At 72.0% G+C, this 20,444-nt stretch carries 15 protein-coding genes; 5 read left to right on the top strand and 10 right to left on the bottom strand.

All coding sequences use genetic code 11. The features are described from left to right. Nucleotides 1-25: 25 nt before the first annotated feature. From ABZ490_RS18305 to ABZ490_RS18295, 3 genes are all read right to left on the bottom strand, one after another. Nucleotides 26-2,662, bottom strand: coding sequence for a protein kinase (locus ABZ490_RS18305; RefSeq protein WP_358990794.1), 2,637 nt, complete (start codon nt 2,660-2,662; stop codon nt 26-28). A gap of 154 nt (nt 2,663-2,816) precedes the next feature. Continuing rightward, entirely contained in the window at nt 2,817-4,928 is a 2,112-nt protein-coding gene (locus tag ABZ490_RS18300) for a protein kinase (protein ID WP_358990791.1), read from the bottom strand. A gap of 218 nt (nt 4,929-5,146) precedes the next feature. Next, a complete protein-coding gene (locus ABZ490_RS18295) occupies nt 5,147-6,853 on the bottom strand; it encodes a glycerol-3-phosphate dehydrogenase/oxidase (protein WP_358990788.1) in 1,707 nt (568 codons plus the stop codon). Nucleotides 6,854-7,125: 272 nt separating this feature from the next. Between ABZ490_RS18295 and ABZ490_RS18290 the strand changes: the two genes are divergently transcribed. After that, the gene (locus ABZ490_RS18290; RefSeq protein ID WP_358990785.1) at nt 7,126-8,334 is read left to right on the top strand and encodes a nucleotide sugar dehydrogenase; all 1,209 of its coding nucleotides are present in this window, start codon (nt 7,126-7,128) and stop codon (nt 8,332-8,334) included. A 595-nt stretch (nt 8,335-8,929) separates the two neighbouring features. On the opposite strand, the gene ABZ490_RS18285 is transcribed toward ABZ490_RS18290, so the two are convergent. From ABZ490_RS18285 to ABZ490_RS18270, 4 genes are all read right to left on the bottom strand, one after another. Further along, nucleotides 8,930-10,054, bottom strand: a complete 1,125-nt coding sequence (locus tag ABZ490_RS18285; RefSeq protein ID WP_358990782.1) for a GuaB3 family IMP dehydrogenase-related protein — start codon at nt 10,052-10,054, stop codon at nt 8,930-8,932. Nucleotides 10,055-10,158: 104 nt separating this feature from the next. Then, nucleotides 10,159-11,664: an IMP dehydrogenase gene (guaB, locus tag ABZ490_RS18280; protein ID WP_358990779.1), complete on the bottom strand. Its 1,506-nt coding sequence runs from the start codon at nt 11,662-11,664 to the stop codon at nt 10,159-10,161. A gap of 155 nt (nt 11,665-11,819) precedes the next feature. After that, nucleotides 11,820-12,407 carry a sigma-70 family RNA polymerase sigma factor gene (locus tag ABZ490_RS18275; RefSeq protein ID WP_358990776.1) on the bottom strand — a complete coding sequence of 196 codons (588 nt, stop codon included), beginning with the start codon at nt 12,405-12,407 and terminating at the stop codon, nt 11,820-11,822. A gap of 1,056 nt (nt 12,408-13,463) precedes the next feature. After that, entirely contained in the window at nt 13,464-14,075 is a 612-nt protein-coding gene (locus ABZ490_RS18270) for a response regulator transcription factor (RefSeq protein WP_003948568.1), read from the bottom strand. A 379-nt stretch (nt 14,076-14,454) separates the two neighbouring features. Between ABZ490_RS18270 and ABZ490_RS18265 the strand changes: the two genes are divergently transcribed. Continuing rightward, nucleotides 14,455-14,784, top strand: a complete 330-nt coding sequence (locus ABZ490_RS18265) for a WhiB family transcriptional regulator (protein ID WP_055638477.1) — start codon at nt 14,455-14,457, stop codon at nt 14,782-14,784. Nucleotides 14,785-14,869: 85 nt separating this feature from the next. Here ABZ490_RS18265 and ABZ490_RS18260 read toward each other — a convergent pair whose 3' ends face one another. Continuing rightward, on the bottom strand, nt 14,870-15,799 hold the full coding sequence (locus ABZ490_RS18260) for a LysR family transcriptional regulator (RefSeq protein ID WP_358990772.1): 930 nt from the start codon (nt 15,797-15,799) through the stop codon (nt 14,870-14,872). 80 nt (nt 15,800-15,879) lie between these two features. Between ABZ490_RS18260 and ABZ490_RS18255 the strand changes: the two genes are divergently transcribed. From ABZ490_RS18255 to ABZ490_RS18245, 3 genes are all read left to right on the top strand, one after another. Next, the gene (locus tag ABZ490_RS18255) at nt 15,880-16,548 is read left to right on the top strand and encodes an MOSC domain-containing protein (protein ID WP_358990769.1); all 669 of its coding nucleotides are present in this window, start codon (nt 15,880-15,882) and stop codon (nt 16,546-16,548) included. Between the two features lie 96 nt (nt 16,549-16,644). After that, nucleotides 16,645-17,418 (top strand): SDR family oxidoreductase, encoded by a 774-nt coding sequence (locus ABZ490_RS18250; RefSeq protein WP_358990767.1) that lies wholly within the window; start codon nt 16,645-16,647, stop codon nt 17,416-17,418. A gap of 90 nt (nt 17,419-17,508) precedes the next feature. After that, the gene (locus tag ABZ490_RS18245; protein ID WP_358990764.1) at nt 17,509-18,216 is read left to right on the top strand and encodes an ester cyclase; all 708 of its coding nucleotides are present in this window, start codon (nt 17,509-17,511) and stop codon (nt 18,214-18,216) included. Between the two features lie 116 nt (nt 18,217-18,332). Here ABZ490_RS18245 and groL read toward each other — a convergent pair whose 3' ends face one another. Together groL and groES are read right to left on the bottom strand one after the other, a co-directional pair. After that, nucleotides 18,333-19,958, bottom strand: a complete 1,626-nt coding sequence (gene groL / locus ABZ490_RS18240) for a chaperonin GroEL (RefSeq protein ID WP_358990761.1) — start codon at nt 19,956-19,958, stop codon at nt 18,333-18,335. Between the two features lie 145 nt (nt 19,959-20,103). After that, nucleotides 20,104-20,412 carry a co-chaperone GroES gene (gene groES, locus ABZ490_RS18235; protein WP_039652762.1) on the bottom strand — a complete coding sequence of 103 codons (309 nt, stop codon included), beginning with the start codon at nt 20,410-20,412 and terminating at the stop codon, nt 20,104-20,106. Nucleotides 20,413-20,444 lie beyond the last annotated feature (32 nt).

Genomic DNA, 20,444 nt, shown 5'->3' with positions numbered 1-20,444 from the left:
GGGAACCGCCGGACCGAGCGCTCGCTCAGCCGGTGTACTGGTAGGTGGCCGCCGCCTGTTCGTAGAGCCGGGTGACCTCGTCCCGCTCGGCCTCGGGCCCGCGCACCTGGACGACGTGATACCGGCCGTCGATGAGGATCGCGAGGTTGCGGACGTAGAGCTCGCGCCCGCCGTCGGACCAGGTGAACTGCCCCTCGGCCATGGTGCGGGTGCCCACGGTCGTGGTCCGCAGCCCGGAGGCGGTGGCCCAGCTGGAGTCGCGGTACGGCTGGAGCTCGCTCTCCTTCTCCCGCTGGTAGACCATCGGGTCGCTGCCGTTGGCGGAGGCGCTGTCCCGTCCCGGTACGACGATCAGCTCGAAGTCGTCGTGGGAGTAGACGATCTGGCCGCGCCCGTTCTTGCCGGTGTGGCTCCAACCGTCGGCGACGGCGATCCGGAAACCGGCGGCGTCCTTGCGGAGGGTGAAGCCGTCGGCGACGTCCGTGCCGGAGCCGGTCTGGGTCTCGGTGGCCTCCGCGCTGGTCCCGTCACCGGGCGAGGTCTGGTCGGGCCGGGGCTCGCTGCTCGCGTCGGGGGCCTGGCCGGCGGACGCGCTCGCGGACGCGGTGGCCCCGGTGTTCTGGGTGCCGCCGGTCGCGGTCGCGCCGTCCTCGCCGGCCTTGGGCATGAACAGGACGGCGTAGGCGACGGCGCCGGCCAGCAGCAGCAGGATCAGCACCAGCAGGGTGCGGCCGAGGCTGCGCGGGGAGCGGCCCGGTTCCTGCCGGGCCCGCTTGTGACGGCCGTGCGTCGCGGGCAGCCCGGCGCGCCGTCTGCGCACGAGTTCGCCCTTGCGGCGCACGATCGGCAGCCGGCGCGGGTCGGTGGGCGGCGCGGCGACGACGTACGTGCCCGCCTCCGGCTCGGGCGCGGAGCGCACCAGCGAGCGCAGCCAGCCGCGCAGTTCCTCGAAGTCGAGGCGTTCGGTGGGGTCCTGGCGCAGCAGCGACTCCACGACCGGCCGGAGCGGCCCGCACTCCTCGGCGAAGGCGGGCGGCTCGGCGCACACCATCTGCACCAGCTCCGCCGTCGACTCCTCCGGGTAGGGCGCGTGTCCCTGTACGGCCCGGAACAGCAGGGCGCCGAGCGCCCACAGGTCGGTCGCGGGACCGATCGGCGCGGCGAGCTGCCAGTTCTCGTGGACCGGCCCGGCCTGTTCGGGCGCCCAGCGCTCGGTGACGGGGCCGACGACCGCCATCCGGGCCTGCCGGGCCCGCTCGGCGGCGAGCGCGGTGGCGGGGCCCCGGCGCACGGCTCCACCGGGCGCCCCGGCGGCCACGAGATCGTCCCAACGCGCCCCGGAGCGCCCGTCGCCGGTCGCTCCGCCGGGCTGCGCCGGGACGGGGACGGGCGGGTACCCTCCGGCGGCCGGGGCGGGCGCGGGGCCCGGTGCGGCGGTCGGTACGGCGTTCGGTGCGGGGGTGCCTCGTACACCGTAGGGGTCGGCGATCTGTCCGGGCGGGCCGGAGGGGGCGCCGGGCGCGCCGCTGAGGGCGTGCGGGGTGCCGGTGAGGGCGCCGGGGCCGCCCGGGAGCGTGGGGTTGGTGCCGGGTGCGCCGTACGGAGAGGCCGTCACGGGGCCGTGGTCGTCCTCGGCGGGGGTGCGGGCCCCCGGCAGGGCCGTGCGGCCGTTCTGCTGGGACTCCTGGACGCGGGCCGCGGCGCGTGCGCCCGCGCGGTAGGCGGCGATCGCCCCGGCGCGCGCGGCGCGGATGTCCCCGCCGGTCTCCAGGGGCGCCCGCCGGGCGACCTCGCCCGAGGGCCCGGCGCCGGTCACGGGCTCGGCCGCCGGCCCCGGCAGCCCACCGGCCACCCGTGCCTCGATCGCGGCGCGCCGAGCGGCCTCGGGATCCTCGGCACCGGCACCGGCACCGGCACCGCCCACGGGCGCGCCGCCGGAAGCCCCGAGTGCGCCACCCGCGGATCCCGCCGCCGGAAGGTGCGGGGCCGCGGCGGGGGACGCCTGGATCAGCGCGCCCGGCCCCGGTTCCTCCCTCGGCACCGGGTCGTAGCCGCACAGCGCCTCTTCCGCCGCGCCGACCGCGAGGCCGGTCAGCATGACCCGTCCGTCGTCGCAGACGAGGACGGTGCGGGCGGTGATGTTGCGGTGCACCCAGCCGTGCGCGTGCAGCACCCGCAGGGCCGTGAGCACGTCGGAGGCGACCTCGGCGGCCCGGTACGGGGTCAGCGGCTGCTCGGCGAGGAGCGCGGCGAGCGGCCGGGCGGCCACCAGCTCGCTCACTATCCACAGCGAACCGCCGTCGGCGAACACGTCGAAGACCTGGTCGAGCCGGGGGTGGTCGGGGATGCCCGCGGCGGCCTGCGCGGCCTCCAGGGCGCGCCGTACGACGGGATCGGCGGGCCGCCGGGTGCTCGCGCCCCCGCGTGCGCCGGGGATCCGCCCGGCGCCGCCCCGGTGCTCACGCGCCGTGAACCCCTCGGGCAGCCCTCCGGCGTCGAGCACCTCGGCCTCGACGACCTCGGGCAACGGCACCTGACGGACCAGGACTTCCTGTCCGCTGTAGGTGTCGAAGGCCCGGGTCTCGGTGAGTTCGTACTCGTCGGAGGGGGGCAGCGGCAGGCGGTAGCGGTCGGCGAGTACCCGTCCCGCATAGTCGTCCACGTTGCCTCCCCCGGCCGCCCCGGTCGGTCAGATCCGTTCACCACACGACCCGTTGCAGCCGTATCCGGCCACGGAGCTGGATGCACACGGTCCGCAGCCCTTCACGATACGTGCCGGAGGCAACTCTCCGAGAGGGGATGCCGGATCCGGATCGCTACTTCTTGGGCGTGAAGGTGTCCGTGAGGGTCTGCCAGGTGCTCTTGCGCAGCTCGGTGGACCACTTGGCGGCCTTCGCCGTGTACATCAGCGCGTACCCCTGGGTGTCGCTCACGACGAACCCGCGGTCGACGACCCGGTACTTGGTGCCGCTCTCCGTGTAGGTGAATTCCCAGTCGGCCGTGTTCCAGCCGCGGTAGTTCACCGCCTGTATTCGGATCTTGCGGTACTCCGAGCGCGTCATGTAGCGCTCCTGGCTCTTCCAGTCGGCGACCGGGTCGTCCTTGGGCGTGGTCGTCCAGGCGACCAGCAGCCGCTGCCCGTCGGGGCCGGTGAAGCGGTCGCCGGCCGAGCTCGACGTCTGGAACTTCCAGCCGGCGGGCAGCCCGATGGAGTAGCGGGTGCCCTCGTGCGTCGTCGCCGCACGGCTGTCGTCGGTGGCGGACACGTCGGAACCGGTGCCGCCGGCGGCCGTGGTGTTGCTCGACGTGGAGCCGGTGGACTGCGAGCCGGACTGGGCGGTGGACCCGTCCGTGCGGCTGCCGCCGCTCTCGTCCTCCTTGGTCTCGGCGCTCGCGCTCGCGCTGCCGCTCGCCACGGTCTTCCCGCCGCTCGTGCCGGAGCCGCTCGCGCCGTCGTCGTCACCGCCACCGAGGGTGAGGGCCAGCACGGTGCCGAGCACCGCGAGCACCACCACCACGGCGATGATCACCAGCGTGCGCTTGGGCACCACGTCGGTCAGCGGTGCCCTCGGCACGGGGCGCGGCGGCAGGTCGGGCGGGGTCATCACGGGCCAGCCCGAACTCCGGCCGCCCTTCGTGGCGTTCGTCCCGGCGGAACCCGAGGCGGCGGTGGGCGTCACGGCGGGTGTCACGGCGGTGGGCGCGGAGCCGGCCGCCGTGGACGGGGCGGCCGGGGCCGTGGCCGTCCGGCCGACGGGCGACGGCGCGGTCGCCGCTCCGGTGTGCCGGGCCTCGGCCGTGCCCACGGAAGGGGACACCGTGGTGGCGGACGCGGCGGGGGCGGAGGTCTCCGGGGCGCCCGAAGCCGCCGTACCGCCGCCGGACTTGACGCGGGACGCGGCCGCGGTGGAGGCCGCGCCCGCGGCGACGGCGGCCTTCTTGCGGACGGAGCGCAGCGCGCCGCGCAGCTTCTCGCCCGCCTCCCCGGCCGAACTCCCCCGGCTCTCGGGGCCGTCCGGCTGGACGGGGATCGGCACGAGCCGGGTGGCGTCGGCCGGCTCGGCCTCCTTGGGGTCGGGCGCGTGGATCACGTCGTTGAGCATCGCCCGCGCGCCGACGTCGTCGAGCCGCCGCTGGGGGTCCTTGGTGAGCAGCCCGTAGATGACGTCCCGGAGCGGACCGGCGTTCTTCGGCTCCTCCAGCGGCTCGGTCATCACCGCGGTGAGGGTCGCGATCGCGGAGCCCTTGTCGTACGGCGGGGAGCCCTCGACCGAGGCGTAGAGCAGACCGCCGAGCGACCACAGGTCGGCGGCGGGGCCGGGCTTGTGGCCGCGGGCGCGCTCCGGGGAGATGTAGGAGGGGGCGCCGACGAGCATCCCGGTGGAGGTGATGGACGGGTCGCCCTCGACCTGGGCGATGCCGAAGTCGGTGAGCACGACCCGGCCGTCCTCGGCGATCAGCACGTTGGACGGCTTCACGTCCCGGTGCAGGATGCCCTCGCGGTGCGCCGAGCGCAGCACGTCGAGGATGGCGAGGCCGACCTCGGCGGCGCGCCTCGGTTCCAGCACGCCGTCCTCACGGATGACCTCGGCGAGCGACTTGCCCTCGACGAGTTCCATCACGATCCAGGGCCGGTCGTCCTCCTCGACCACGTCGAAGACGGTCACCGCGCTGTTGTTGCGGATCCTGGCGATGGCCTTGGCCTCGCGCAGGGTCCGGGTGATCAGCCGGCGCTTCTCGTCCTCGTCGATGTTCCCCGGGAACCGCAGCTCCTTGACGGCGACCGTCCGGCCGAGGGTCTCGTCCTCGGCGCGCCACACCGTCCCCATGCCGCCGCGGCCGAGTACGCCTCCCAGCCGGTACCGCCCGGCGAGGAGACGTGCGCTCTTGTCCTGACGGGATGCCCCCGCCCGCTCCGCCTCCGACATGCGTCCCCTCATGCAACCCGCCCTGAAAGAGCCTCCATTGTCCCTCACCCGACAAGTGCCCGACGCCCAGGGTGCCCCTCGCGCTCCCGGAGGCGGGGAGCATTCCGGCCAGAAGGCGCGGCGCAGTCCGGCCAAGGCGCAGGTGGCGCCGGGGCACAAGGCCTGCTCCCGACGTGAACAGGCCTTGTGCCGAACGGAGTTCGGCGATCCCTCGGCGATCAGAGCGGCACGATGTCCGGTGCCCCGAGCCGGGCCGCGTCCGCCGTCTGGTCGTCGGGCTGGAGCTGGGACTCGCGCTCCGCCTCCACCCGCTTCTCGTAGTGCTCGACCTCGCGCTCGATCTGGTCCTTGTCCCAGCCGAGCACGGGCGCCATCAGCTCGGCCGCCTCCCGGGCGCTGCGCGTGCCGCGGTCGAAGGTCTCGATGGAGATACGGGTGCGCCGGGTCAGGACGTCGTCCAGGTGCCGTGCCCCCTCGTGCGAGGCGGCGTAGACGATCTCGGCGCGCAGATAGTCGTCGGCGGCCTGGAGCGGTTCACCGAGGGAGGGGTCGGAGGCTACGAGGTCGAGCACCTCCTCGGCCATGGTCCCGTAGCGGTTGAGGAGATGCTCCACCCGCACCACGTGCAGTCCGCTACGGGCGGCGATGCGCGCCCGCGCGTTCCACAGCGCCCGGTAGCCCTCGGCGCCGAGCAGCGGCACGTCCTCGGTGACGCAGTCGGCGACCCGCATGTCCAGCCCGTGCACGGCCTCGTCGACGGCGTCCTTGGCCATCACCCGGTACGTCGTGTACTTGCCGCCGGCCACGACGACCAGTCCGGGCGCGGGGTGGGCGACGGTGTGTTCGCGGGACAGCTTGCTGGTGGCGTCCGACTCGCCGGCCAGCAAGGGCCTGAGGCCCGCGTAGACGCCCTCCACGTCGTCGCGGGTCAGCGGCACCCTGAGGACGGAGTTGACGTGCTCCAGCAGATAGTCGATGTCGGCGCTGGAGGCGGCGGGGTGGGCCTTGTCGAGGTCCCAGTCGGTGTCGGTGGTGCCGACGATCCAGTGCCGGCCCCAGGGGATGACGAACAGCACGGACTTCTCGGTGCGCAGGATCAGACCGGTGGAGGAGCTGATGCGGTCGCGGGGCACGACGAGGTGGATGCCCTTGGAGGCGCGGACGTGGAACTGGCCGCGCTCGCCGACCATCCCCTGCGTGTCGTCGGTCCACACGCCGGTGGCGTTGACGATCTGCCGGGCGCGGACCTCGTATTCGCCGCCGCCCTCCACGTCCTGCACGCGGGCTCCGACGACGCGTTCGCCCTCGCGCAGAAAGGCCGTCACCCGGGCCCGGTTGGCGGCCTTGGCGCCGTAGGACACCGCCGTGCGCACGAGGGTGGCGACGAAGCGGGCGTCGTCCATCTGGGCGTCGTAGTACTGGAGGGCGCCGACCAGCGCCTCCTTGCGCAGGGCGGGGGCGACGCGCAGGGCGTGACGGCGGGTCAGATGCCGGTGCATGGGCAGGCCCCGGCCGTGGCCGCGGGCCATGGACATCGCGTCGTAGAGCGCGACGCCCGAGCCGGCGTACCACCGCTCCCAGCCCTTGTGCTGGAGCGGGTACAGGAACGGGACGGGCTTGACCAGGTGCGGCGCGAGCCGCTCCAGCAGCAGCCCGCGCTCCTTCAGTGCCTCGCGGACGAGGGCGAAGTCGAGCATCTCCAGATAGCGCAGTCCGCCGTGGATCAGCTTGCTGGACCTGCTGGATGTGCCCGACGCCCAGTCCCGTGCCTCGACGAGGCCCGTGGACAGGCCCCGGGTCACGGCGTCGAGGGCGGTACCCGCGCCGACCACTCCGCCTCCCACGACCAGCACGTCCAGCTCACGCTCGGCCATGCCCGCCAGTGACTCGGCTCGCTGTGCCGGCCCCAGTGTCGCTGTCCTCACCGCTGCCTCCCGCTGTCCGTCGCGCCGGCCGCACCTTCAGGGCGAGGCCCGCTCGGTGTCCCCCTGCGTGTCTCCCTGCCCAAAATTCTGACCGCCTTGCCCGACTTCAGCCACCACTCGCCCCCAGCCTGTGGACAACTCTCACGGAACACAGTCGATCAATCCCGCATAACGGTCATATTTACTCCTAGTCTGACATTGCGCTCGCCCATCCTGTCCACAGGGCTTGCGCACCTGTCCCGCTTCGGTTACTGGGAAGGACGGCCCACGCCATGCCCGCAGATCTCGCCGTCATCGGACTCGGCCCGCTCGGCCTGCCCCTGGCCCAGGCCGCGGTGGCCGCGGGCCTCCCCACCCTCGGCTACCGGACGGGACCCGAGACGGGCTCGCTCAGCGCCGCCGAACTGCGCCGGATGCTCTCGGGGGGCTTCCGGACCGCCACCGACCCGGCCGGGCTGAGCCGGGTGCGGACGGCCGTCATCTGCGCGCCCACCCCGCTCGACGCGGGCGGCGGCCTCGACCTCGCCCAGGTGGAGGCCGCCGCCCGCACCCTCGGCGCCCAGTTGCGCCCGCACACCACCGTCATCCTGGAGTCACCGGTCCACCCGGGGACCACGGAGGACTTCCTGCGCCCGCTCCTCGAAGAGACGTCCGGCCTGCGCGCCGGACGCGACTTCCACCTCGCCTACTCCCCCAGCCGGGTGGACCCCGGCAGCCGTGCCTTCACGCCCGCGAACACTCCGAAGGTCATCGGCGGCCTCACCCCCGCCTGCACCGAGTCCGCCGCGGCCTTCTACGGCCGCCTCACCGACAAGGTGGTACGCGCGCGTGGCGTGCGGGAGGCCGAGACCGTCCACCTCCTGGAGACCAACTTCCGGCACGTCAACATGGCCCTCGTCAACGAGATGGCCGTCCTCTGCCACGACCTCGGCGTCGACCTGTGGGACGTCGTCCGCTGCGCCGAGACCAAGCCCTTCGGCTTCCAGGCCTTCCGCCCCGGCCCCGGCGTCGGCGGCCACTCCGTCCCGCTGGACCGCGCGGGCCTCCCGGGCAGCCCCCTGCGCATGGTCGAACTGGCCCAGCAGGTCAACAGCCGTATGCCGCGGTACGTCGTCCAGCGCGCCGCCGCCCTGCTCAACGAGCACGGGAAGTCGGCCCGGGGCGCCCGTGTCCTCCTCCTCGGCGTCACCTACAAGCCCGACCTCGCCGACCTGACCGGCACCCCCGCCCACGAGATCGCGATCCGCCTGATGGAACTCGGCGCCGCGGTCAGCTACCACGACCCGCACGTCCCCGCCTGGAGCGTCCTCGACCGCCCGGTCCCCCGCGCCGACTCCTTCTACGAGTCCGCCGCCGACGCCGACCTCACGATCCTCCTCCAGCACCACCGCACGTACGACCTCCAGGGCCTGTCGGTGAAGGCCCAGCTGCTCCTGGACACCCGGGGGGCCACGCCCACGGGGGCGGCGCATCGGTTGTGAAGAGGGGCGCATGGGGGGCGGTGGGCATGGGAGTGGTGGCATGGGGTGCCTGGCGCCAGTACGGTGGGGGCTACGGAGTGTCCGCCCCTACTGTGCTTGGGGGCGGCCGCTCACCATCCGAAAAGGGTGGAGCCCACCGCAGCGGGTACTGCGGCAGGCTCCTGGATGGATCACGGAGTGTCCGCCCCTAGTTGGTGTGGGGGCGGCCGCTCACCATCCGAAAAGTCGCAAGATCCACCTCCTCCGAAACTGGACCATCCGAAGACGGATCCTGTCCCAGCGGCTGGGCTTGCGATGGCGTCCCACGGGCGCCCCCTTCCACGACGCCGCCCATGCCCGGTGGAACGGCCCGTTCAGGAACTCGGGCCGGGCCCCGAGGGCCGGGGACCGGAACGATGTCCTTGGAAGGGGGCGACCCCACACAACTGGGGCGCCGAGAGGGACGCTATCGCCCGCGACCCCCCTGACCAGCCCGAATTCGCCCCGAACGCAACCGCGCGCCCCCGCCCCACCCCACACGCCCTCGGACCCGTCCGGGCATGCCGAAGGGCCGGTCACCCGGGTGGGTGACCGACCCTTCGTGGCGTTCTACGGGTTACCGGCGGTGCTGCGAGTCCGCCACCGTCACCTCGACGCGCTGGAACTCCTTCAGCTCGCTGTAGCCGGTGGTGGCCATGGCGCGGCGCAAGGCGCCGAAGAGGTTCATCGAGCCGTCGGGGGTGTGCGAGGGGCCCGTGAGGACCTCCTCGATCGTGCCGACCGTGCCGAGGTCGACCTTCTTGCCGCGCGGCAGCTCGTCGTTGACGGCCTCCATGCCCCAGTGGTGGCCCTTGCCCGGCGCGTCGGTCGCGCGGGCCAGCGGGGAGCCCATCATCACCGAGTCGGCGCCGCAGGCGATCGCCTTGGGCAGGTCGCCGGACCAGCCGACCCCGCCGTCCGCGATGACGTGCACGTACCGGCCGCCGGACTCGTCCATGTAGTCACGGCGGGCGGCCGCGACATCGGCCACCGCGGTCGCCATCGGGACCTGGATGCCCAGCACGTTGCGCGTGGTGTGCGCCGCGCCGCCGCCGAAGCCGACCAGGACACCCGCCGCGCCGGTGCGCATCAGGTGCAGGGCCGCCGTGTAGGTGGCACAGCCGCCGACGATCACCGGGACGTCGAGCTCGTAGATGAACTGCTTCAGGTTCAGCGGCTCGTGCGAACCGGAGACGTGCTCCGCCGAGACCGTCGTACCGCGGATGACGAAGATGTCCACGCCCGCGTCGACGACGGCCTTGGAGAACTGGGCCGTGCGCTGCGGGGAGAGCGCGGCCGCCGTGACCACGCCGGAGTCGCGCACCTCCTTGATGCGCGCGCCGATCAGCTCCTCCTTGATGGGGGCGGAGTAGATCTCCTGGAGGCGCCGGGTCGCCGTGTCCGCGTCCAGGCCGACGATCTCGTCGAGCAGCGGCTGCGGGTCCTCGTGGCGGGTCCACAGGCCTTCGAGGTTGAGCACGCCGAGGCCGCCGAGCTCGCCGATGCGGATCGCGGTGGCCGGGGAGACGACCGAGTCCATGGGGGCGGCCAGGAAGGGCAGCTCGAAGCGGTAGGCGTCGATCTGCCAGGCGATCGAGACCTCCTTCGGGTCCCGCGTACGGCGGCTGGGGACGACGGCGATGTCGTCGAAGGCGTACGCCCGGCGGCCGCGCTTGCCGCGCCCGATCTCGATCTCAGTCACGTCTGTGGCCTTTCCCTGATGCGTTCAGCGTCTTCCAGTATCGCCGACGGGCACGGCAAGGGCGGCCCCGGTGCGCCCGGGACCGCCCTGTGCTCGGCTGCCGACTACTTGTTGCGGCTGTAGTTCGGCGCCTCGACCGTCATCTGGATGTCGTGCGGGTGGGACTCCTTCAAGCCCGCCGACGTGATCCGCACGAAGCGGCCCTTCGTCTCCATCTCCTCGATGGTGGCGGCGCCGACATAGCCCATGGTCTGGCGCAGACCGCCGACGAGCTGGTGCAGCACGTTGGCGAGGGGGCCGCGGTAGGGCACCTGGCCCTCGATGCCCTCGGGCACGAGCTTGTCGTCGGAGGCGACCTCGGCCTGGAAGTAGCGGTCCTTCGAGTACGACCGGCCCTGGCCGCGGGACTGCATGGCGCCCAGCGAGCCCATGCCGCGGTACGACTTGAACTGCTTGCCGTTGATGAACAGCAGCTCGCCCGGGGACTCCTCGCAACCGGCGAGGAGGCTGCCCAGCATCACCGTGTCGGCGCCGGCGGCGAGCGCCTTGCCGATGTCGCCGGAGTACTGGAGGCCGCCGTCGCCGATCAGCGGGACCCCGGCGGGACGGGCCGCGAGGGAGGCCTCGTAGATCGCGGTGACCTGCGGGACGCCGATACCGGCCACCACGCGCGTGGTGCAGATCGAACCGGGGCCGATACCCACCTTGATGCCGTCGACACCGGCGTCGATGAGGGCCTGCGCGCCGTCACGGGTGGCGACGTTGCCTCCGATCACGTCGACGTTCACGCTGGACTTGATCTTCGCCATCCAGCTGAGGGCGTTGCTGTTGTGGCCGTGCGAGGTGTCGACGACCAGGAAGTCCACGCCCGCCTCGGCCAGGGCCTGGGCGCGCTCCAGCGCCTCGGGGCTGGCGCCGACGGCGGCACCGACGATCAGCCGGCCCTCGGAGTCCTTCGCCGCGTTCGGGTACTTCTCGGCCTTGACGAAGTCCTTGACCGTGATCAGACCCTTGAGCAGGCCCTGGTCGTCGACCAGCGGAAGCTTCTCGATCTTGTGCCTGCGCAGCAGCTCCATGGCCTCGACACCGGTGATGCCGACCTTGCCGGTGACCAGCGGCATCGGCGTCATGACCTCGCGGACCTGACGGGTGCGGTCGCTCTCGAAGGCCATGTCGCGGTTGGTCACGATGCCGAGCAGCTTGCCGGCCGGGTCGGTGACCGGGACACCGCTGATGCGGAACTTGGCGCACAGCGCGTCGGCCTCGGCGAGCGTGGCCTCCGGGTGCACGGTGATCGGGTCGGTGACCATGCCGGACTCGGACCGCTTGACCAGGTCGACCTGGTTGACCTGGTCCTCGACGGACAGGTTGCGGTGGAGCACGCCGACGCCGCCGAGGCGGGCCATCGCGATGGCCATGCGGGACTCGGTCACCTTGTCCATCGCCGCGGACAGCAGCGGGATGTTGACCCGGACGTTGCGGGAGATTCGGGACGAGGTGTCGACCGCGTTGGGGAGCACCTCGGACGCTCCCGGCAGCAGCAGCACGTCGTCGTAGGTCAGCCCGAGGGTCGCGAATTTGGCGGGCACTCCGTCGACGTTGGCAGTCATGACACCTTCCCCAAATGGCCTTGATCGGTGCGGATGTCCATGCTAACGGGAAGTGCACCTCCCGAATTCCACGGTTGGACGCCGCTCCGGGCTTCGTATATTCGTACGGAAACGTCGGCGTGCCTGTTCATACGCTGCCGAGGTATGCGTGTTTTCTACTGTTCGGCGAGAGCCCGCAGCCGGCTCAGCGCCCGGTGCTGGGCCACCCGGACCGCTCCGGGTGACATTCCCAACATCTGACCGGTCTCCTCGGCCGTGAGGCCCACCGCGATCCGCAGCAGGAGCAGCTCCCGCTGGTTCTCGGGCAGGTTGGCCAGGAGTTTCTTGGCCCATTCGGCGTCGCTGCTGAGCAGGGCGCGCTCCTCCGGGCCGAGGGAGTCGTCGGGACGTTCCGGCATCTCGTCGGAGGGGACCGCCGTGGAACCGGGGTGGCGCATGGCGGCCCGCTGGAGGTCGGCGACCTTGTGCGAGGCGATCGCGAAGACGAACGCCTCGAAGGGCCTGCCGGTGTCCCGGTAGCGGGGCAGGGCGAGCAGGACCGCGACGCAGACCTCCTGGGCGAGGTCCTCCACGAAGTGGCGCGCGTCGCCGGGCAGCCGGGAGAGCCGGGTGCGGCAGTAGCGCAGCGCCAGGGGGTGGACATGGGCGAGCAGGTCGTGCGTGGCCTGCTCGTCGCCGTCGACGGCGCGATGGACGAGCGGACCGATCGTCCCCACGGCACTGACCGCCTCGTCGTCGCGCATCGGTCCATGGTGCACTGCGGCCGTCGCGTCCGCGGCACCGTGCTCGTCGTTGTGCACCGAAGCGTTATGAGCAGGTGCGCCGGAACTCATCCCCTGCGCCCTCCCCTTCCGCTCGACCGACTCGTCCCCGAGAGACTCCACATCTCAAGGATGCGGCATCGGCGGCGAAACGAGCAGCGGGCACCCGGCGGAGCCCGGCGTCGCTCCCGTCCGCCGGCCCGGAAACAGGCGCCCCGACCCCTCCTGAACAGGGAGGTTCCCTCATGCCCCCACTCCTCTCGACCGACCGGACACCACCCACGGGAACGACCACATCCGCCGAACGGCCCACCCCGGACACCCCGGGCCGGCCCTCGCCGGAACCCGGCAGGGCACTCCCGCGAGGCTGCCGTCGGCAGACCGCACCAGGACAGACCTGAGACCGACCTCACGCCGGAAGCCGGGCGGCGAACCCGGGGCGACTCGCGGTTCTGGGCACTCCCCCGCCGGTCCGGTCGCGGATCGCGGCGGCGGCCGATCGGGGCAACGGTGAGGTACACCCGTACGGACAGGACCTGTCCGAGCGCGGTGGGGTGCCCCCGCTCGGACCGTTCGCGGAACAACGGAAGGCGTTCGGCCTCGCGCCCCGTTCGGCGGGAAGGCGCACCAGCCCCGTGCGGCGGGCGGGAACACCGGACCCGCCCTGCGCACGGGAACACCGAACCCGTATCCCCGTATCGCGGAAGCCACCCCGGGGCCCGCTCCACCGAAGGCCGCACCGGCGGCTCCCACAGCGCCGAGAGCCGTCTCGCCCAGGCAACGCATCGCGGGAAGCCGCTCGGGCTCGAACCCCGAATCCCGGGCCCCGGACCGTGCAATGCCAGACCGGCCGGCCCCGCAACACGGGAACCCATGCCGGCCCCGCACCGCGGAACCCCGAATCAGCCCCGCCGAGCAGACACCCGAACCGGCCCACCGCGCAGAAACCCGGACGGGCCCCACACCACGGAAACCAAGATCGGCCCCGCACCGCAGAGCCCGCACCGTCCCGCCCCGCGGCATGACCGCCGGACGGTGCTAGCGGACCAGGCCCCACCGGAAGCCCAGGGCCACCGCGTGGGCGCGGTCCGAGGCGCCGAGTTTCTTGAACAGGCGCCGGGCGTGGGTCTTGACGGTGTCCTCGGAGAGGAACAGCTCGCGGCCGATCTCCGCGTTGGAGCGGCCGTGGCTCATGCCTTCGAGGACCTGGATCTCACGCGCGGTGAGCGTGGGCGCCGCGCCCATCTCGGCCGAGCGCAGCCGGCGCGGGGCCAGTCGCCAGGTCGGGTCGGCGAGCGCCTGCGTGACGGTCGCCCGCAGCTCCGCGCGCGAGGCGTCCTTGTGCAGATAGCCGCGGGCGCCGGCGGCGACCGCGAGGGCCACGCCGTCCAGGTCCTCGGCGACGGTGAGCATGATGATGCGCGCACCGGGGTCGGCGGACAGCAGCCGCCGTACGGTCTCGACGCCGCCCAGTCCGGGCATGCGCACGTCCATCAGGATGAGGTCCGAGCGGTCGGCGCCCCAGCGGCGGAGGACTTCCTCGCCGTTGGCCGCCGTCGTCACGCGCTCGACGCCGGGCACGGTCGCGACCGCGCGGCGGAGCGCCTCTCGGGCAAGCGGGGAGTCGTCGCAGACGAGGACGGAAGTCATGGCCGCCCTCCGCAGCTGATGCGCGTCACCTTGTGCCTCCAGGCTGGTGGGAAATCGTCACCTGTGCGGTCGACCGTCTCGGACGCCTGCCCGAGCGTTTGTGTTTTCAACCGCCTCGCACTCTCAACGATGGTCACTCGAAAGAGTTACGGGGCCGCGTGCAGTCTTCGGCACTCTACGTGAGGGCGCGGACACGGTGGAGGCTGCCGCGCTGACCCTCAAGCTTTCATCACAACCCATGCCCCATTCAGCCCTATTTCTTCCCTTTAGCTGGTGTCTGAGGCTAGATTCGCAATGAGTCATATTTTCATCTCCTTAGATCGTAGTTGTACGGTCGTGGGCACCGTATCCGCTCAGAACGGCTACAAGGGGTCACGCAATGGCAGATTTCTCCCGCCTTCCCGGACCGAACGCGGACCTGTGGGACTGGCAGCTCCTGGCTGCCTGCCGCGGGGTGGACAGTTCGCTCTTCTTCCATCCGGAGGGTGAGCGCGGGGCGGCTCGGAGCGCTCGAGAGAACTCGGCCAAGGAGGTCTGCATGAGGTGCCCGGTCCGCGCGCAGTGCGCCGCGCACGCGCTCGCCGTACGTGAGCCGTACGGCGTGTGGGGCGGGTTGACCGAGGACGAGCGCGAGGAGCTGATGGGCCGGGCGCGCAACCGCCTGGTGTCAGCGTCGACGGGCGCGAGGGACGCGTCGTCGGACACATGAGGGAACGCACGTGAAGGAACTCTGAAGGAACGTTTCTGCAAGACGGAAGCCGGACGGCGGGTACGCACACGCGTGCCCGCCGTTCCTACCTGCCCCGCGTCGCCGTCGCCGCCCGCTCCAGCCGCTCCAGCGTCGCCGCGACCGCCGGCACCTGGGCGAGGTCGGGCAGGGTGAGCGCGACGATCTCCCGCCGCACCGCCGGTTCCAGGGTGACCGCGCGCGCTCCCCGGGGCCGTACGGACTCGATCGCGAGCTGGGGCAGGACGGCCACGCCGAGACCGGCGCCGACCAGGCCGACCACCGCCGGGTAGTCGTCGGTCGCGAAGTCGATGCGGGGGGTGAAGCCCGCCCGCTCGCACACCTCCACCAGCTGGCCCCGGCAGCGCGGGCAGCCCGCGATCCACGGTTCGGCGGCGAGGTCGCCGATGGCGACGGTCCGCGCGTGCGCCAGCCGGTGCCCCTCCGGTACGAGGGCGACGAGGCGGTCCGTCAGCAGCGGCCGTACGACCAGGTCGTCCCACTCCTCGGCCGGTCCCCCGGCCGTCCTCGCGCCCGGCACGCGCGCGTAGCGGAACGCGAGGGCGATGTCGCAGTCCCCGGCCCGGAGCGCGTCGACCGACTCGGGCGGTTCGGCCTCCTCCAGGGAGACCCGGGTACCGGGGTGGTCGGCGCGCAGGGCGGCGAGGGCGGTGGGGACCAGTGTGGAGCTGCCGCTGGGGAAGGAGACCAGCCGGACGCGGCCGGCGCGCAGCCCCGCGATCGCGGCGACCTCCTCCTCGGCGGCGGTGAGGCCGGAGAGGATCCCGGCCGCGTGCCGCACGAGGGCCTCGCCCGCCTGGGTCAGCCGCATCTCCCGGCCGCTGCGGATCAGCAGGGGGGTGCCCACGGAGGTTTCCAGCGCCTTCATCTGCTGGCTGACGGCCGGCTGGGTGCAGCCCAGCTCGCGTCCGGCCGCCGAGAAGGAGCCGGTGGCGGCGACGGCACGCAGGACGCGGAGATGACGGGCCTCGATCATCTTTCGAGCATAAGCGAATCTTGGATAGCGCGTCGAAAAATGCGTGGACCCTTTGAGGTCGGTGACCTACCGTGGTGGCCATGAGGCTTCTCTCCGTCAACCTGGGCCGGGCGCGCGCCGTCCCGTACACCGATCACCCGCAGAAGCTGACGGGCATCGACAAGCGTCCGGTCGAGGGACCCGTGCGGATCTCGGCGCCGGGCCCGAAGGGCGTCGCCGGCAGCGGACTGGCCGGGGACGACGTCTGCTCCCTGATCCACCACGGCGGGAACGACCAGGCGGTGTACGCGGTCGCGCGCGAGGACCTCGACGACTGGGAGCCCGAGCTGGGGCGCCCGCTGCCGGCCGGCGTGTTCGGCGAGAACCTCACCACCAGCGGCCTCGACGTCTCCGGGGCGCGGATCGGCGAGCGCTGGCGGATCGGCCCGGACGTGGTGCTGGAGGTGACCTCCGGGCGGATCCCGTGCCGTACCTTCCAGGGCCACCTGGGCGAGGAGAAGTGGGTCAGACGGTTCACGGAGAAGGCGGCGACCGGCGCGTACCTGCGGGTGATCGAGCCGGGTGAGGTCCGCGCGGGGGACGCGATCGAGATCGTCCACGTCCCGGAGCACGAGGTGACGGCCCGGATGCAGTTCCAGGCCGTCACCACCCGTCGTGATCTGCTGCCCCGGCTGCTCGCGGCGGGCGAGGCGCTGCATCCGGAGGCGCTGGCGCAGGCGCGGAAGTACGTGGCGAAGTACGGCGCCTGAGCGGCGGTCACGGCGGCGGCGCGCACCGGTCCTTCACGTTCGGGAGGCCGCGTGCAGAGAGCGGACCCGCACAGTCCGGGTCACTACGCTTCTGCCATGACAACGGCTCTCATCACGGGTTCGACCGCGGGCATCGGTGCCGCGTTCGCCCGCAGACTGGCGGCGGACGGGCATGATCTCGTCCTCGTCGCCCGGGACACCAAGCGGCTGCGCGAGCAGGCGACCGAACTGCACGACCGGCACGGCATCGAGGCGGAGGTGCTGGTCGCCGACCTCGCCACCGACGCGGGCATCGAGGCGGTGGCCGCCCGGCTCGGCGACCGCAAGAACCCCGTCGACCTGCTGATCAACAACGCGGGCTTCGGCAACAAGGGCCGCTATCTCGACGTACCGATGGCCGACGAGCTGAAGATGCTCAAGGTGCACTGCGAGGCGGTGCTGCGGCTGACGTCGGCGGCGGTGACCTCGATGCGCGAGCGCGGGCGCGGCGGTGTGGTGAACGTGGCCTCGGTGGCGGCGTTCCTGCCGCGCGGAACGTACGGGGCGTCGAAGGCGTGGGTCGTGCAGTTCACGCAGGGCGCGGCGAAGGATCTGGCCGGCAGCGGCGTACGGCTGATGGCGCTGTGCCCGGGCTTCGTGCGTACGGAGTTCCACGAGCGGGCCGGGATGGGTACGGACAACATCCCGGGCTGGATGTGGCTGGACGCGGACAAGCTGGTCGCGGCCTCGCTGGCCGATCTGGCGCGCGGGAAGTCGCTGTCGATCCCCGACCCGCGCTACAAGACGCTGATGGGTCTGGTGAAGGTGACGCCGCGTGCGCTGCTGGGCGGGATCAGCTCCCGGACCGGGCGGAAGTACGGGCCGCAGTAGCCGGCGTCCCGGTACGCAGGTGACGTCGGCACTCCGGTGGGAAAATGGGCTTGTCAGAAGACCGGACCCAGGGGGACCGGAGGCGGCGTCATGACATTCGTGCAGCTCATCGACTGCAGGACCAGTCGGTTCGACGAGATGGACCGGCTGATGGACACATGGGTCGAACAGACCAGGGGGAAGCGGACGGCGACGCACGCGGTGGTGGGCAAGGACCGCTCGGACGCGTCGCACTTCATCGAGATCGTGGAGTTCCCCTCGTACGAGGAGGCCATGCGGAACTCGAACCTGCCGGAGACGGACAAGATCTTCCGCGATCTGGTGGCCCTGTGCGACGAGATGCCCACGTTCACCGATCTGGACGTCGTACGGGACGAGAAGCTGTACGCGGCGACCGCGCGGCGGATGTTCGAGACGATCGGCACCCGGGGTGAACTGCCTCCGCTCGACGGTCTGATCGCCCAGGACTACCACGACCACGACCCGGCCAACGAGCAGGACACCATGGGGATGGACGCGATGCGGCGCGAGGTCTCCATGTGGCGGGCCGGCTTCGACTTCGCCTTCGAGGTCGAGGACCAGATCGCGCAGGACGACCGGGTGTGCAACCGGTGGACCTGGCGCGGCACCCACAAGGGCGACTTCATGGGCCTCGCGGCCACCGGCAAGCAGGTCACCATGACCGGGACGACCGTCTTCCGCTTCGACGGGGACGGAAGGATCGCCGAGGCCTGGTGGCAGTACGACCGGCTGGGGCTGATGGCCCAGCTCGGCGCCCTGGACGCACTGGAGGGCTGACCCGGCCCCCCACCCGAACCACATTCCGCCCGCGAAGGGGGAAGCCCCCGTTCCGCACCGGAACGGGGGCTTCTTCGCGCGGAGCGCGGGAGGCGGTGTGCCTCAGGCGGTGTGCCTCAGTGCGAGTGGCCGTGGTGGCCACCGGCGGCGGCCGGCTCTTCCTCTTCCTTCTTCTCGACGACCAGGGTCTCGGTCGTCAGCAGGAGGGAGGCGATGGAGGCGGCGTTCTCCAGGGCGGAGCGGGTGACCTTGACCGGGTCGATGACGCCGGCCTTGACCAGGTCGCCGTACTCGCCGGTGGCGGCGTTGAAGCCCTGGCCCTTGTCGAGCTCGGCGACCTTGGAGGTGATGACGTAACCCTCCAGGCCGGCGTTCTCGGCGATCCAGCGCAGCGGCTCGACGGCGGCCTTGCGGACCACGGAGACACCGGTGGCCTCGTCGCCCGTCTTGTCGAGGTTGCCCTCGAGGACCTTGACGGCGTGGACCAGCGCGGAGCCACCACCGGAGACGATGCCCTCCTCGACCGCGGCGCGGGTCGCGGAGATGGCGTCCTCCAGACGGTGCTTCTTCTCCTTCAGCTCCACCTCGGTGGCGGCGCCGACCTTGATCACGCACACGCCGCCGGCGAGCTTCGCGAGGCGCTCCTGGAGCTTCTCGCGGTCCCAGTCGGAGTCGGTGTTCTCGATCTCGGCCTTGATCTGCGCGACGCGGCCGTGCACGTCGGCGGAGTCGCCGGCGCCGTCGACGATCGTCGTGTCGTCCTTGGTGATGGTGACGCGGCGGGCGGAACCGAGGACGTCGACGCCGACCTGGTCGAGCTTGAGGCCGACCTCCTCGGAGATGACGGTGGCACCGGTGAGGGTGGCCATGTCCTGGAGCATCGCCTTGCGGCGGTCACCGAAGCCGGGGGCCTTGACCGCGACCGCGTTGAAGGTGCCGCGGATCTTGTTCACGACCAGGGTCGACAGGGCCTCGCCCTCGACGTCCTCGGCGATGATCAGCAGCGGCTTGGAGGAGTTGGTCTGGATGACCTTCTCCAGCAGCGGCAGCAGGTCGGAGATGGAGCCGATCTTGCCCTGGTTGATGAGGATGTAGGGGTCCTCCAGGACCGCCTCCATGCGCTCCTGGTCCGTCACGAAGTACGGCGAGAGGTAGCCCTTGTCGAAGGCCATGCCCTCGGTGAAGTCCAGCTCCAGACCGAAGGTGTTGGACTCCTCGACGGTGATGACGCCGTCCTTGCCGACCTTGTCCATCGCCTCGGCGATGAGCTCGCCGACCTGCTGGTCCTGGGCGGACAGCGCGGCGACGGCGGCGATGTCCGCCTTGTCGTCGATCGGGCGCGCGGTGGCGAGCAGCTCGTCGGAGACGGCCTTGACCGCGGCGTCGATGCCCTTCTTCAGGGCGGCCGGGGAAGCACCGGCGGCGACGTTCTTCAGGCCCTCGCGGACGAGCGCCTGGGCCAGCACGGTGGCGGTGGTGGTGCCGTCACCCGCGATGTCGTTGGTCTTGGTCGCCACCTCCTTCACGAGCTGGGCGCCGAGGTTCTCGTACGGGTCGTCGATCTCCACCTCACGGGCGATGGTGACGCCGTCGTTGGTGATGGTCGGGGCGCCGAACTTCTTGTCGATGACGACGTTGCGGCCCTTGGGACCGATCGTCACCTTGACCGTGTCGGCCAGCTTGTTGACGCCGCGCTCGAGGGCGCGACGGGCGTCCTCGTCGAACTTCAGGATCTTCGCCATGACAGCGGCAGCCCTCTCGGAAATCTGTGGGCGGAAAACGTGGGGTGAAAAGGCACTGCGCCCCGGGCGCCCGGCTTCTTATGTGGTGGCGGGAGCCAGGGGCGCAGCATCAAGCTTCAAGCACGCAATGTGCTCGGGTGAAGAACTACTTCTCGATGATCGCGAGGACGTCGCGAGCCGAGAGGACGAGGTACTCCTCGCCGTTGTACTTCACCTCGGTGCCGCCGTACTTGCTGTACAGCACGACGTCGCCGACCTTGACGTCGAGCGGCAGGCGCTCGCCGTTCTCGAAGCGGCCCGGGCCCACGGCGAGGACGGCGCCCTCCTGGGGCTTCTCCTTCGCGGTGTCCGGGATGACCAGGCCGGAGGCCGTGGTCTGCTCGGCGTCGAGCGGCTGGACCACGATGCGGTCCTCAAGCGGCTTGATGGCAACCTTGGAGCTGGCGGTCGTCACGATCCGACCTCCCCCTTCGGAGATCTCACGGG

Origin of the sequence: Streptomyces sp. NPDC005811, from assembly GCF_040630405.1 — a bacterium.
Taxonomy (GTDB): domain Bacteria; phylum Actinomycetota; class Actinomycetes; order Streptomycetales; family Streptomycetaceae; genus Streptomyces.
Note: the sequence above shows the minus strand (reverse complement) of the source record. Positions and strands in the feature narration are given on the sequence as shown.

Coding starts and splice junctions, on each gene's coding strand:
- ABZ490_RS18255 (WP_358990769.1), top strand. CDS start 15,880: ATGAGGCTTCTCTCCGTCAACCTGGGCCGGGCGCGCGCCGTCCCGTAC.
- ABZ490_RS18300 (WP_358990791.1), bottom strand. CDS start 4,928: ATGTCGGAGGCGGAGCGGGCGGGGGCATCCCGTCAGGACAAGAGCGCA.
- ABZ490_RS18265 (WP_055638477.1), top strand. CDS start 14,455: ATGGCAGATTTCTCCCGCCTTCCCGGACCGAACGCGGACCTGTGGGAC.
- ABZ490_RS18270 (WP_003948568.1), bottom strand. CDS start 14,075: ATGACTTCCGTCCTCGTCTGCGACGACTCCCCGCTTGCCCGAGAGGCG.
- ABZ490_RS18260 (WP_358990772.1), bottom strand. CDS start 15,799: ATGATCGAGGCCCGTCATCTCCGCGTCCTGCGTGCCGTCGCCGCCACC.
- guaB (WP_358990779.1), bottom strand. CDS start 11,664: ATGACTGCCAACGTCGACGGAGTGCCCGCCAAATTCGCGACCCTCGGG.
- ABZ490_RS18290 (WP_358990785.1), top strand. CDS start 7,126: ATGCCCGCAGATCTCGCCGTCATCGGACTCGGCCCGCTCGGCCTGCCC.
- groL (WP_358990761.1), bottom strand. CDS start 19,958: ATGGCGAAGATCCTGAAGTTCGACGAGGACGCCCGTCGCGCCCTCGAG.
- ABZ490_RS18250 (WP_358990767.1), top strand. CDS start 16,645: ATGACAACGGCTCTCATCACGGGTTCGACCGCGGGCATCGGTGCCGCG.
- ABZ490_RS18245 (WP_358990764.1), top strand. CDS start 17,509: ATGACATTCGTGCAGCTCATCGACTGCAGGACCAGTCGGTTCGACGAG.
- ABZ490_RS18275 (WP_358990776.1), bottom strand. CDS start 12,407: ATGCGCGACGACGAGGCGGTCAGTGCCGTGGGGACGATCGGTCCGCTC.